Genomic DNA, 12,195 nt, shown 5'->3' with positions numbered 1-12,195 from the left:
GCGGAGAGTTTCGGTCACGCAGCCTCGACGGCATACGCGTGCTCCCGGGTGGCGGCAAACGTGACGCCAGGCCAACGCTCCACGGTCAGCTGAAGGTTGACCCGCGTGGGCGCCAGGTAGACCAGGTCCCCGGCTGCGTCGATTGCAAGATTCATCGCGTTCTTCTCGCGAAATTCCTCAAGCTTCTTCGCGTCGCTGCAGCGCACCCAGCGCGCAGTGACCACGCCGACGTTCTCGAATGCGGACTCGACGCTGTATTCGTCCTTGAGCCGGTAGGCAACGACTTCGAACTGCAGCACCCCGACCGCTCCGAGGATCAGGTCGTTGGACATCAGCGGGCGGAAAAACTGCGTCGCGCCTTCTTCGGAGAGCTGTGCCAGCCCTTTCTGCAGCGCTTTCATCTTCAGTGGATCGCGCAGGCGCGCGCGCCGGAACAGTTCGGGCGCAAAATTCGGAATGCCGGTGAACGAGATCGATTCGCCGGACGTGAAGGTGTCGCCAATCGAAATCGTGCCGTGGTTGTGCAGGCCGATCACGTCGCCTGGATACGCCGTGGCGACGATCTCCCGGTCCGACGCCATGAAGGTCAACGCATTCGCGATACGCACTTCCTTGCCGCTGCGCACGTGGAGCATTTTCATTCCTGCATCGTAGCGGCCGGCGCAGACGCGCAGGAACGCCACGCGGTCGCGGTGCATCGGATCCATGTTTGCCTGGATCTTGAACACGAATCCGCTCATCTGTTCTTCATCCGGCGACACCGCGCGGGTCGTCGTGGATCGTGCTTGCGGCGACGGCGCGTGCTCGACGAAGAAATCGAGTAGCGGCTGCACGCCGAAGTTGTTCACCGCCGATCCGAAGAACACCGGCGTCTGCCGACCGGCGAGATACGCTTCGAGATCGAACGGATGCGACGCACCCTGTACGAGTTCGAGTTCTTCACGCAGTTCCTTCAGCATCGCCGGGCCGAGGCGCTCCGCAAGCGCAGGATCGTCCAGTCCTTTGAAGATGGTCGAATCCTGGCGCGTGAAATTGCGGCCGGCCTCGTACACGTGGACTTCGTCGAGAAGCAGGTGATAGACCCCCTTGAGGCGCGATCCCATCCCGATCGGCCAGGTGATCGGCGCGCACGGAATGCGCAACACCGATTCCACTTCGTCGAGCAGATCGATGGGCTCACGGCCTTCGCGATCGAGCTTGTTGATGAACGTCATGATCGGTGTGTCGCGCAGGCGACACACGTCCATCAGCTTGATGGTGCGTTCCTCGACGCCTTTGGCACAGTCGATCACCATCAGCGCAGAGTCGACCGCCGTCAGCACGCGATAGGTGTCCTCGGAGAAATCCGCATGGCCTGGCGTGTCGAGCAGGTTGATGATCTTGTCCTCGTACGGAAACTGCATCACCGAGCTGGTGACCGAGATGCCGCGTTCCTTTTCCAGCGCCATCCAGTCCGACGTGGCGTGGCGCGCGGCCTTGCGCGATTTCACCGAGCCAGCCATCTGGATGGCGCCGCCGAACAGCAGGAGCTTTTCGGTCAGGGTGGTCTTGCCTGCATCCGGATGCGAAATGATCGCGAAGGTCCGTCGGCGGTGGGTTTCGGTGTGGTGGTCGGACATCGGGAGCGCACGGCGGAAGGCAACGGACAATGATAACAAGTCGCGGCCGCGCGCATCGGTCGATGTCGGCCGCGATGGGCAGCGTGGCGTGCGGCAAACGCCACCCTGCAAGAGCGCCGCCCGAGGGGACGCGAGGGCACATCGCCTCGAACAGGCGTTTGCAGCGGCCCTTGCTGCAGCAGTCCGGCATTGACAGTGCCCGGTTCGCCCGGCAGCGGTGCCGGGTCGCGGAACTGCCCTGCGGTTGATGTGACACGGACGTCTAGACGTCTAAACGGCTATTGACGATGGTCCGGAATGTCGATAGAGTCCGGTCACTGCTCATCAAGACCGGCTGAGGGAAAGGCCCTTTGACGCCGGGGCAACCTGCGGAAATCCATTTCCGTCATGGTGCCAACTCCCGCGGGAACGCAATCGATGCGTTCGCCGAGAGATGGGTTGCAATGTCCGCCGGGCCACGCGTCCGGCAGCGCTGCAATGCACTCCGGTTTCCTGCGGTCGATGGGCGAAACGGAGATTCCTGCATGAGCCTGCACGCTGCTTCCCTCACTGCCGAATCGGACTGCCACACTGTGGCGGCTGCTGTCGGTGTCCCTGTTCCTGTCCTGCGCGATGAGCGCAATGGCGACACGGTCGTCCGGTTCGTGCCGAAGTATGCGGACGAGGCCCTCGACGTGCGGATCCGCTGGGCGGTGCGCGGGGCGGCTTTCGCACCGGTGATCATCGTGCAGGGTGGCATCTCGGCGGATCGGCGAACGGTGCGCGACGCAGATGGAGCGGGCTGGTGGGAGGCGCTGGCCGGACCGGGGAAGGCGATCGATACCGACCGTTTCCGCGTGCTGTCGATCGACTGGCTGGAGCGTTCCGATCTCGGCGATGCATTGGCCGTATCGACAACCGATCAGGCCGACGCGCTCGCTGCGCTGCTCACGGGGCTGGACATCGGCTGCGTCCATGCATTCGTCGGCGCCTCTTACGGGGCGATGGTCGGTCTCGCGTTCGCGGCCAGGCATCCGAAGCGCACGCGCCGGCTGGTTGCGATTGCCGGTGCGCATCGCGCGCATCCGCTCAGCATCGCGATCCGCAACCTGCAGCGTGAAATCGTTCGCCTCGGTGATCGTCTCGGCGACACCGCTGCCGGACTCGATCTCGCACGCCGCCTCGCGATGACGACCTATCGCAGCGCGTTGGAATTCTCCGAGCGTTGCGCGGACGCGCCGGTGTTCGACGCCGACGACGACCACCACCATTTCGCCGAAGAAGAGTGGCTGAAGGCCGCCGGTGCGAGCTTTGTGCAGCGATTCAGTGCTGCGCGCTTTCTCGCGCTGTCCGAATCGATCGACCTGCACGGCGTGCGGCCGGAAGACGTGCGCGTCCCGACAACGCTGATCGGCATCACCTCCGATCGTGTCGTTCCTCTGGCGGATCTGTGCGACCTGCAGCGTCGCTGCGGCGCCGCCGCCGAACTGCACGTGATCGATTCGCGCTACGGCCACGATGCGTTCCTCAAGGAAGCCTCGCAGATCGGTGCGTTGCTCGTTGAAGCGCTCGATCACCAGGGGACATGACATGGGTTCCACATCCTTTACCCGCGCCGTGCGCGCCGGCATCGAATCGGACACGCAGCACGGCGCCGTTGTCCCGCCGCTTCACCTGAGCACGAACTACGCGTTCGAAGGCTTCGGGAAAAAGCGCCAGTACGACTATTCGCGCAGCGGCAACCCGACCCGCGACCAGCTCTCTTCAGCCCTTGCGGATCTTGAAGAAGGCGCCGGTGCGGTGATCACCGCGAGCGGCATGGCCGCCGTCGCGCTGGTGCTCGAGCTCGTTCCGACCGGCGGACTCGTGCTTGCCGCGCACGACTGCTACGGCGGAACCTGGCGTCTGCTCGACGCATGGGCGAAAAAGGGACGCTTCCGTCTCCTGTTCGCAGACCTGACCGATCCGGCGAAACTGGGTGAAGCGCTCGCTCACAAGCCCGACCTGGTATGGGTCGAGACGCCGTCGAATCCGCTGCTGCGCATCACCGACGTGCGTCGCGTTGCGCAGGGTGCCCGTGCTGTTGGCGCGCGTTGCGTGGTGGACAACACCTTTCTCTCGCCAGCGCTGCAGCGCCCGCTCACGCTCGGCGCCGATATCGTCGTGCACTCGACCACGAAGTACATCAATGGCCACAGCGACGTCGTCGGCGGCGCGGTGATCGCGAAAGACGCCGAAACCGCGCAGCAACTGACCTGGTGGGCGAACTGCCTCGGCCTGACCGGCGCACCGTTCGACAGTTTCCTGACCCTGCGCGGACTGCGGACGCTTGGTCCGCGGCTGCGCGCGCACGAGGAAAACGCCGCGCTTGTCGCAGCTTTGCTCGACGAGCATGCCGCAGTCGCGCGCGTCTATTGGCCCGGACTGCCCGCACATCCCGGGCATGCACTCGCCGCCCAGCAGCAAAGCGGATTCGGCGGCATGCTGAGTTTCGAGCTCGACGGTGGTTTCGCCGCCATCGAGGCGTTCCTCGATGGCCTCGAATTCTTCTCGCTCGCCGAATCGCTCGGCGGCGTCGAGAGCCTGATTGCGCATCCAGCGACGATGACCCATTCATCGATGGCGCCCGAAGCGCGCCGCACTGCCGGCATTGGCGATTCGCTGTTGCGGTTGTCGGTCGGCATCGAGGACGGCGCGGATCTCGTCGCCGATCTCGCCGCGGCGCTCGAACGCGCGCAGGCGTGCAGCGGACAACGCAAGGTGCGTGCGTGAGCGCACAGCTGAAATCGCCAGCATCCGAAATCGGCATCGCACTGGTGCTGCTCGGTACCGGTGGCGTTGGCAGTGCACTGTTGCGATTGCTGGCGACGCCGTCGGCCGGGGGCGTGCATCTGGTGGGCGTTGCCAATTCGACGCGTCAGGTGCTGGGCGCACGTGGCATCGTGCCCACACGCGTTCATACCGCTCTGTCGTCCGCGTCGTCGTTGCGTGACGATGCGGCGTTGCTCGCGTCACTCGACGCAAGCGGGTCACGTTGCCGCGTCGTGGTCGACGCGACGGCGTCCGCACTCACGTCCGCGCGACACGCCGACTGGCTCGGGCGCGGCTACCACGTTGTCAGTGCGAACAAGTCAGCCACGGGTTCGTCGCTCGACACATGGTCCGCAGTTCGCCGCGCCAGCGAAGGTACAGGTGCGGTGTACGGCGACGCGGCAACGGTCGGCGCAGGTCTTCCGGTGTTGTCGACACTCCGCCGCTTGCGCGGATGTGGGGATCGACTGTTGACGCTGGAAGGGGTGTTCTCCGGGTCGCTGTCGTGGCTGTTCAACCAGTTCGACGGAACCCGGCCGTTCTCCGCGCTGGTGCGCGAAGCGCGCGCTTGCGGCTACACGGAACCCGATCCGCGCATCGATCTGTCCGGCGCGGATGTGGCGCGCAAGCTGCTGATCCTCGCGCGCAGCGCGGGGCATCCACTCGACGTCGCCGACGTCGATGTCGATGGATTGGTTCCGGCGGCTTTGCGGAACGTGGACGCCGCAGACTTTCTCGCGCGCATCGAAGAGCTGGATGCACCGCTGGAAGCGCGTCGTGCGAAAGCGGCGGGGCAGGGACGGCTGCTGCGATTCCTCGCGCGGCTGGATGCGCACGGCCATGCGCGCGTCGGACTCACCGACGTTGAACCGACTCATCCGGCCGCACGGCTGGGCGGTACCGACAACCTGTTTGCACTGACGACACTGCGCTACCGCGCTCAGCCGCTGGTGATCCAGGGGCCCGGGGCCGGACCGGAAGTCACGGCGCAGGCATTGCTGGGGGATGTGTTGGCGCTGCAGACATCGGCGGCAGCACAGCGTTGAACGATGACGGCCGGCCTGGCGCCCGTCATCGACACCACACGCTTCCACCAAATGGATTTATGGCTTGCGGATGTCGACGTCGCCGCTGAAGGTTTCAATCTTCACCTGACCATCGCCGCTGCCGACAGATGCATCGAGGCTGCTGCCGGGACCGTGCTCGGGTTCCTTCACCGACCCGAAGTCGCTGCGGATGCTGCCGCTGAAGCTCGACGCACGCAGGCGCGTCGATGCCTCGCCGGGGAGGAACAGATGCACGTCGCCACTCATCGTCTCGACGTCGACGCGCGCCGAACCCTCCGGCTTTCCGCGCAGCGTGATGTCGCCCGATACCGTGCCGGCGCTGATGTCGCGATAACTTGCGTTGTCCGCGTCGATATCCCCCGACACGGTTTCGAACTTGATCTGGCCGGTCAACCCGCGCGCGCGGATGTTTCCCGAGACGGTTTCCACGTGCGTGCGGTCGCTCTTGCCGACCAGGTCGACACTGCCGCTGACGCTGCCCACCTCGACATCGCTCGCGCCCGAATCGAGACGTTGCTTGCCACTGACGCCATCGACCTTGAGCGAGCGGCCGGCGACGCCGCTCAGCGTGACGTCCGCGCTCACCACTTCGATTTTCATCTCTGCCGCTTTGGGCACCTTGATGTCGAGGCTGGTGTCACCCATGCGGGTGTCGGCGCTCCAGCTGAACCACCCCTGCTTGTCGGGCGTCTGCACCTTGATCGCCAGATGGTCGCCACCGCCTTCGATCGAGAGGCCCTTCGCGCCATCACCGAGCGTGCCACTGATGCCCACTTCGTTGCGGTCCCACGCACTCACGGTCACGCTGCCCTTCACGTTCGACACGTCGATGCGCGCGTTCGCATTCACCGCGCGGCTCTCGCTGATCGGCGTTTCGGCGATCGCATGGCCGGCAAACAGCAGCAGCGCGGCGAACGGAAAAGTCGATGGCGGTCTCATTCGGACGTGCTCCAGAAATTAGCCGGCGTTCGCGCCGAAGTGATCGAGTTTCATGCGACGCGCATTCGTGCGGTTGAGAAGGCTCACCAGGAAGACCGCATCCGGACGCAGCTCCAGCGCCTGCTCCAGCTCCGCATGCGCCGAATCGAGCACCACAGCCGCGCCGATCAGGCGCGGGTCACCCATCGATGCGCGCGACGATTCGCGAGCATCGCGTGCAAAGTCGCGCAATTTCTGCGACGAGGCCAGCGCGGAATGCGTACCCGTCTGCCGTGCGAGCTCGCTGCCGGGACCGCGCAGGCCGAGCACCAGCGAACCGGTGATCACACAGGCAAGCAACGCCGCTGCCGCTGCGAATGGCAGTCGCCCGTTGCGCCGATGCCTCGTCGCGGCAGCGGACTCTTCGGCGGCGATGCGCGCGGCAATCCCGGACCACAGATCGTTCTGCGGCGGACGCGCTTCATTCATCGCACGCAGGCGCCGCTGGAGTTCGAAATCGCTCATGCCGCTTCTCCGAGCATCTTGCGCAGCAAACCGCGCGCGCGATGCAGTTGTGCCTTGGACGAGCCGACCGCCATGCCGAGTTCCCGGCCGATCTCCTCGTGTTTCCATCCCTCGACATCATGCAGCACGAGCACGGCGCGTGCGCGCGGCGGCAATTTCGCGACCGCCTGTTCGAGATCGGCCCGCTCGCCGGCACAGAAAGGTCTGACCGGATCGAGCGCCGCTTCGAGCACATCGTTCTCGACCGCATCTTCCGGATCGCGCGAACGCAGGTCCATCAGCGCAACATTCACCGCCAGACGGTGCAGCCAGGTCGAGAACCCGCTTTCGAAGCGGAAACTGCCGAGTTTCTGCCACGCCCGCACGAATGCTTCCTGGGTCAGCTCTTCGGCGCGCGACGGGTTCATTCCGCTCAGCCGCCAGACAGCGCCGTGGACGCGACTGCCATGGCGACGATACAGCGCTTCGAACGCGCGCATGTCGCCGCCGACGGCACGTCGGACCAGGTCGTTGTCGGACGGCTCGGTGACGACGTCGGTCCGTGGCGCATCGCTCATCGGCAAGGGCATGGCAAGGCAGGCATTCATCTTGCCACCTTGGATGCTGCAAGGCGCGTCAGGGTTTAAGCGTTACCGGGTGAAAATGAGCTCGTAGGCCGGACGACCTTTTTCGTCGGCCGGCGCCGTTGCCTGTTGAAGAGCGAAAAGCGCCGGTCGCTGGAGCACGTCCGGCCTAACCGGACGCGACTTTCCGGGCCGGCGATCGAGCCGCAGCCAATGCACGCGCGACCCGCTGCTGCTCCGCCTTCAACCGACCCGGCATGCGCGCGCCGAACGAATCGAGGTACTCGCCGATCGCGGCGACCTCATCGGTCCATCCGGCCGCATCGACCGAGAGCAGCGCATCGAGCGTCGCCGCATCGAGAGCGAGCCCGTCGACATGCAGATCGTGCCGCTCGGGCAGGAATCCGATCGGTGTTTCGACCGCACCCGCATCGCCCGTGCAGCGATCGATGATCCACTCGAGCACGCGCAGGTTGTCGCCGAAACCTGGCCACAGGAACTTGCCGTCGGCGCCCTTGCGGAACCAGTTCACGTGGAAGATCTTCGGCAGCTTCGCGCCGGGCTGGTCGAATGACAGCCAGTGCGCGAAATAGTCGCCGTAGTTGTAGCCGCAGAACGGCTTCATCGCCATCGAGTCGCGACGGAGCACACCGACCGCGCCCGTCGCTGCGGCGGTCGTTTCCGATCCCATCGCCGCGCCGACCAGCACGCCGTGTGTCCAGTCCTTTGCCTCGAACACCAGCGGCACCAGCGATGGGCGACGACCGCCGAACACGATGGCCGAAATCGGTACGCCCTGCGCATCTTCCGCATGCGGCGACCAGCTCGGACATTGGCGTGCCGAGACCGTGAAGCGCGAATTGGGATGCGCGGCCGGCCCATTCGCCGGATCGTAGGCGCGCCCCTGCCAATCGATTGCAGGGGTTCCGGGAAGCCCTTCCCACCACGGCTGGTTGTCGGCGGTGAGCGCGACATTGGTGAAGATCGTGTTGCTCTGAATCGTCGTCAGTGCGTTGGGATTGGTGGTCTTGCCGGTGCCCGGCGCGACGCCGAAATAGCCGGCTTCGGGGTTGATCGCGTAAAGGTGTCCGTCTGCGCCGGGAGTCATCCAGCAGATGTCGTCGCCGACCGTCCACACTTTCCAGCCAGCGCTGCGATAGCCTTCCGGTGGAATCAGCATCGCGAGATTCGTCTTGCCGCATGCCGACGGAAACGCTGCCGCAATATAGTGCGTTTCGCCCTTCGGATTCTCGATGCCGACGATCAGCATGTGCTCGGCGAGCCAACCTTCGTTCTTCGCCTGGAAACTGCCGATGCGCAATGCGTGACATTTCTTTCCGAGCAGCGCGTTGCCGCCATACCCCGAGCCGATCGACTTGATTGACAGCTCCTCCGGGAAATGCATGATGAAACGCTTGTCGGGATCGAGGTCGCCGACCGAATGAAGGCCTTTCACGAACGTGCCTTCGCGCTCGATCCGCGCGAGCGCCGGCGCACCCATCCGCGTCATGATGCGCATGTTCGCGACGACGTAGGCACTGTCGGTGATCTCGACGCCACAGCGCGAGATCGGCGAATCGATCGGACCCATGCAATAGGGAATCACATACAACGTGCGACCCTGCATGCAGCCATCGAAGAGCGCATCGATCTTCGCGTGTGCGGCTGTCGGTTCCATCCAGTGGTTGTTCGGCCCGGCATCGATCTCTTTGTTCGTGCCGACGAGCGTCAGGTGCTCGACGCGCGCAACATCCGATGGATCCGACCGGTGCAGGTAACAATCGGGATGGGTGTCCGGATTCAGCGCCAGCAGCGTGCCGTCGGCGAGCATCTGCCGGGTGAGTTCCGCGCTCTCGGCGTCGGAACCGTCGCACCAGTGGATCCGGTCGGGTTTCGTCAGGCGGGCGACGTCGTCGACCCACGCGTTCAAGCGGGCAAGCTGGCTGGTCATGATGTTCGGGCGCGAGTGCCCGCATGGAAATGAAGGATGGCCAGAACGGTAGCCGCGGCCCTTTGCGCGTGCAAGGCGGGGTGCGGCACGAGTGAGCGAACCCGGGCTTGGCCACCCGCCGCGCGGACCCGATGTAAACGTTCTCATCGGCGCTGCTGGTGGATTCGCCCGAATCACCATGGAGAACGTGGGCGGTACTCGCCAGGATCGACGTGTGTCCGATTGAGCGCACGCTTCCGCATGCAGTCTCGAGAACCGCCAGTCAGTGCGGAATCAGAATTTCGATGAAGTCGCGGATATATGCCTCGAACGCGTCGTGGCTCATCTTCGGCTGCCCGATCTGCGCCAGTTGCACGAAGCCGACATAGGCCGAGAACGCAAGCCGGGCGCGATTCGCTGCGGTGGTTTCGTCAAATCCGGCCTGATGGAAGACGCCGGTGACGAACGCGATGCGACGTTCGAGGATGCGTTCGATGGACGGTCGGATCAACGGAAGGTCGATGGACTTGAGCAGCGCGGCAAACACTGCATGGCTCGGTCGACGGAGACTGACCTGGCGAATCAGTTCGCGCACGCGCTCGCGCGGATCGCCCACCGACGACATGACTTCGCTGATGAAGGTTTCGTCCTCGCTTTCCCAGCGCTCCACCGCGGACTGAATCAGTGCCTCGCGCGTCGCGAAATGCCAGTAGAAACTGCCTTTGGTCACCCCGAGGCGACGTGCAAGCGGTTCGACCGCCACTGCTGCCAGCCCGCTTTCCGCGAGCATGGCGAGCGCTGCGTGTTCCCAGTCCGCCGCGGACAGGCGGGCTTTCGGCTCCAGTTTGACGGGCTCGGCGCTCATCGCCGGAGTGTGCCTGAGGCACCGTCGCTTGAAAACCGCCGGGCCAGCCATCCCCCTGATTTGCCGACACTTCGGCTGAATCGCGCGCAACGATCGTATCGGCGACCGGGCGTTCACGAGGGTTCCATACTACGGCGTATGGTATGCTCGATGTCTGCTGGTCGAACCCCCGTTCGCAACGTGCAAGGAGTCTTGTCGTGATTGCTTTCATTCCCTTTCTCGCTGCGCTGCTGGTGTCGCTCGGTTGCGCGTTTGCACGCGTGCGGCTGGTTGCGTGGGCGATTGCGACCGCTGCAGCGACTGTCATGGTCGGGTTGTTCGCCGGCTCATCGACGCTGGCGATCGCGATTCCCCTTCTGCTGCTTGCGCTGATCGCGTTGCCGCTGACCATGGTCGACTTCCGCCGCCGCAAGCTGAGTGCGCCGTTGCTCGCCGCGTTCCAGAAGGTGACGCCGCAGTTGTCGTCGACCGAGCAGATTGCGCTCGATGCGGGCACGGTCGGGTTCGAAGGCGAGCTCTTCAGTGGCAAGCCCGACTGGCGCATTTTGCTCAAGCAACCCAAGGCTGAGCTGTCGGTGGAAGAGCAGGCGTTTCTCGACGGGCCGGTCGAGGAGGTGTGCGCGATGGTCAACGACTGGCAGATCACGCATGAACTGGCGGACCTGCCGCCGGAGATCTGGGCGTTCCTCAAAAAGAACAAATTCTTCGGCATGATCATCCCGAAGGCCTACGGCGGCCTCGAGTTCTCCGCGCTTGCGATGGCTGCGGTGCTGCAGAAACTGATGGGGATCTCGGGGTCGTTGTCGTCGACGGTCGGCGTGCCCAATTCGCTCGGGCCGGGCGAGTTGTTGATGCATTACGGCACGCAGGAGCAGCGTGATTTCTACCTGCCGCGTCTTGCCGATGGCCGTGAGATTCCGTGCTTCGCGTTGACCGGGCCGTATGCGGGTTCGGATGCTACCTCCATTCCGGACTACGGCATCGTCTGCAAGGGCGAGTGGAATGGAGCGAACGTGATCGGCGTGCGGCTCACGTTCGACAAGCGCTACATCACGCTGGCGCCGATTGCGACGCTGTTCGGTCTCGCGTTCCGCATGCATGATCCGGAACACCTGCTCGGCGATGTCGAGGATATCGGCATCACCCTTGCGTTGCTCCCGCACGACACGAAGGGTCTTGAATACGGGCGCCGCCACTTTCCATTGAACGCCGCGTTCCAGAATGGTCCGGTGCGTGGCAAGGACGTATTCGTTCCCTTGGCACAGCTGATCGGCGGCGAAGCGATGGCCGGGCAGGGCTGGCGCATGCTGGTTGAATGCCTGTCGATCGGTCGCGGCATCTCGCTGCCGTCGAACGCGGCCGGCGCGGTCAAGGCGGGCGCCATTGCAACCGGCGCTTACGCACGCATCCGCAAGCAGTTCGGCATTGCGATCGGGCGCTTCGAAGGGATCGAGGAAGCGCTCGCGCGCATCGGTGGCTACACCTATGCGATCAGCGCGCTCGCGCGCAGCAGCGCTGCTGCCGTCGATCGCGGCGAAAAGCCGGCGGTGACGTCGGCGATCGCGAAGTACCACGCGACCGAGCTTGGTCGCGAAGTCGCCAAGGACGTGATGGATGTGCACGGTGGCAAGGGCGTGCAGCTCGGACCGAACAACTATGCCGGCCGGGGCTGGCAGACGTCACCGATCGCGATCACCGTCGAAGGCGCGAATATCATGACGCGCAGCCTGATGATCTTCGGTCAGGGTGCGATTCGCTGCCATCCGTACGTCTTGCGCGAAATGCAGTCGCTCAAGCTCGAGGACGATCGCGAGAAGCTCAAGGCATTCGATTCCGCACTGTGGGGACACGTCGGGTTTGCGATTTCCAACGCAGTACGCAGCTTCGTGCTCGGCCTCGCGTTTGGCAGGATCGGCAA

Annotated in this window: 10 protein-coding genes and 1 riboswitch; of the genes, 4 read left to right on the top strand and 6 right to left on the bottom strand. The window is 64.6% G+C overall.

Annotated features, from left to right (window positions below; genetic code table 11):
- Nucleotides 1–14: 14 nt before the first annotated feature.
- Nucleotides 15–1,619 (bottom strand): peptide chain release factor 3, encoded by a 1,605-nt coding sequence (locus ABIV12_RS17285; RefSeq protein WP_348061661.1) that lies wholly within the window; start codon nucleotides 1,617–1,619, stop codon nucleotides 15–17.
- A gap of 318 nt (nucleotides 1,620–1,937) precedes the next feature.
- Nucleotides 1,938–2,059: riboswitch (SAM riboswitch) on the top strand.
- A gap of 84 nt (nucleotides 2,060–2,143) precedes the next feature.
- Here ABIV12_RS17285 and ABIV12_RS17280 point away from each other — a divergent pair.
- Genes ABIV12_RS17280 through ABIV12_RS17270 form a run of 3 tightly spaced genes read left to right on the top strand, consistent with a single transcriptional unit; the run spans nucleotide 2,144 to nucleotide 5,455 of the window.
- The gene (locus tag ABIV12_RS17280) at nucleotides 2,144–3,187 is read left to right on the top strand and encodes a homoserine O-succinyltransferase (RefSeq protein ID WP_348061659.1); all 1,044 of its coding nucleotides are present in this window, start codon (nucleotides 2,144–2,146) and stop codon (nucleotides 3,185–3,187) included.
- 1 nt (nucleotide 3,188) lies between these two features.
- Nucleotides 3,189–4,370 carry a cystathionine gamma-synthase gene (gene metB, locus ABIV12_RS17275; RefSeq protein WP_348061657.1) on the top strand — a complete coding sequence of 394 codons (1,182 nt, stop codon included), beginning with the start codon at nucleotides 3,189–3,191 and terminating at the stop codon, nucleotides 4,368–4,370.
- On the top strand, nucleotides 4,367–5,455 hold the full coding sequence (locus ABIV12_RS17270) for a homoserine dehydrogenase (RefSeq protein WP_348061655.1): 1,089 nt from the start codon (nucleotides 4,367–4,369) through the stop codon (nucleotides 5,453–5,455). Before metB ends, ABIV12_RS17270 begins: the two co-directional genes overlap by 4 nt.
- A 57-nt stretch (nucleotides 5,456–5,512) precedes the next feature.
- Here the strand turns inward: ABIV12_RS17270 and ABIV12_RS17265 are convergent, their stop codons facing one another.
- The 5 genes from ABIV12_RS17265 to ABIV12_RS17245 form a co-directional block, all read right to left on the bottom strand.
- Nucleotides 5,513–6,415, bottom strand: a complete 903-nt coding sequence (locus ABIV12_RS17265) for a DUF4097 family beta strand repeat-containing protein (RefSeq protein WP_348061654.1) — start codon at nucleotides 6,413–6,415, stop codon at nucleotides 5,513–5,515.
- A gap of 18 nt (nucleotides 6,416–6,433) precedes the next feature.
- Nucleotides 6,434–6,919, bottom strand: a complete 486-nt coding sequence (locus tag ABIV12_RS17260) for a hypothetical protein (protein ID WP_348061652.1) — start codon at nucleotides 6,917–6,919, stop codon at nucleotides 6,434–6,436.
- Nucleotides 6,916–7,476 carry a sigma-70 family RNA polymerase sigma factor gene (locus tag ABIV12_RS17255; protein ID WP_348061663.1) on the bottom strand — a complete coding sequence of 187 codons (561 nt, stop codon included), beginning with the start codon at nucleotides 7,474–7,476 and terminating at the stop codon, nucleotides 6,916–6,918. Before ABIV12_RS17255 ends, ABIV12_RS17260 begins: the two co-directional genes overlap by 4 nt.
- A gap of 175 nt (nucleotides 7,477–7,651) precedes the next feature.
- Nucleotides 7,652–9,433, bottom strand: a complete 1,782-nt coding sequence (locus ABIV12_RS17250) for a phosphoenolpyruvate carboxykinase (GTP) (protein ID WP_348061650.1) — start codon at nucleotides 9,431–9,433, stop codon at nucleotides 7,652–7,654.
- A 262-nt stretch (nucleotides 9,434–9,695) separates the two neighbouring features.
- Nucleotides 9,696–10,277 carry a TetR/AcrR family transcriptional regulator gene (locus tag ABIV12_RS17245; protein ID WP_348061648.1) on the bottom strand — a complete coding sequence of 194 codons (582 nt, stop codon included), beginning with the start codon at nucleotides 10,275–10,277 and terminating at the stop codon, nucleotides 9,696–9,698.
- Nucleotides 10,278–10,474: 197 nt separating this feature from the next.
- On the opposite strand from ABIV12_RS17245, the gene ABIV12_RS17240 reads away from it, so the two are divergent.
- Nucleotides 10,475–12,195: acyl-CoA dehydrogenase (locus ABIV12_RS17240; RefSeq protein WP_348061646.1), on the top strand; the 1,721-nt coding region annotated here is incomplete at its 3' end.

Origin of the sequence: Dokdonella sp., from assembly GCF_039926425.1 — a bacterium.
Taxonomy (GTDB): domain Bacteria; phylum Pseudomonadota; class Gammaproteobacteria; order Xanthomonadales; family Rhodanobacteraceae; genus Dokdonella_A.
The sequence above is the reverse complement of the archived record's forward strand: the minus strand, read 5'-3'. Positions and strand labels throughout refer to the sequence as shown.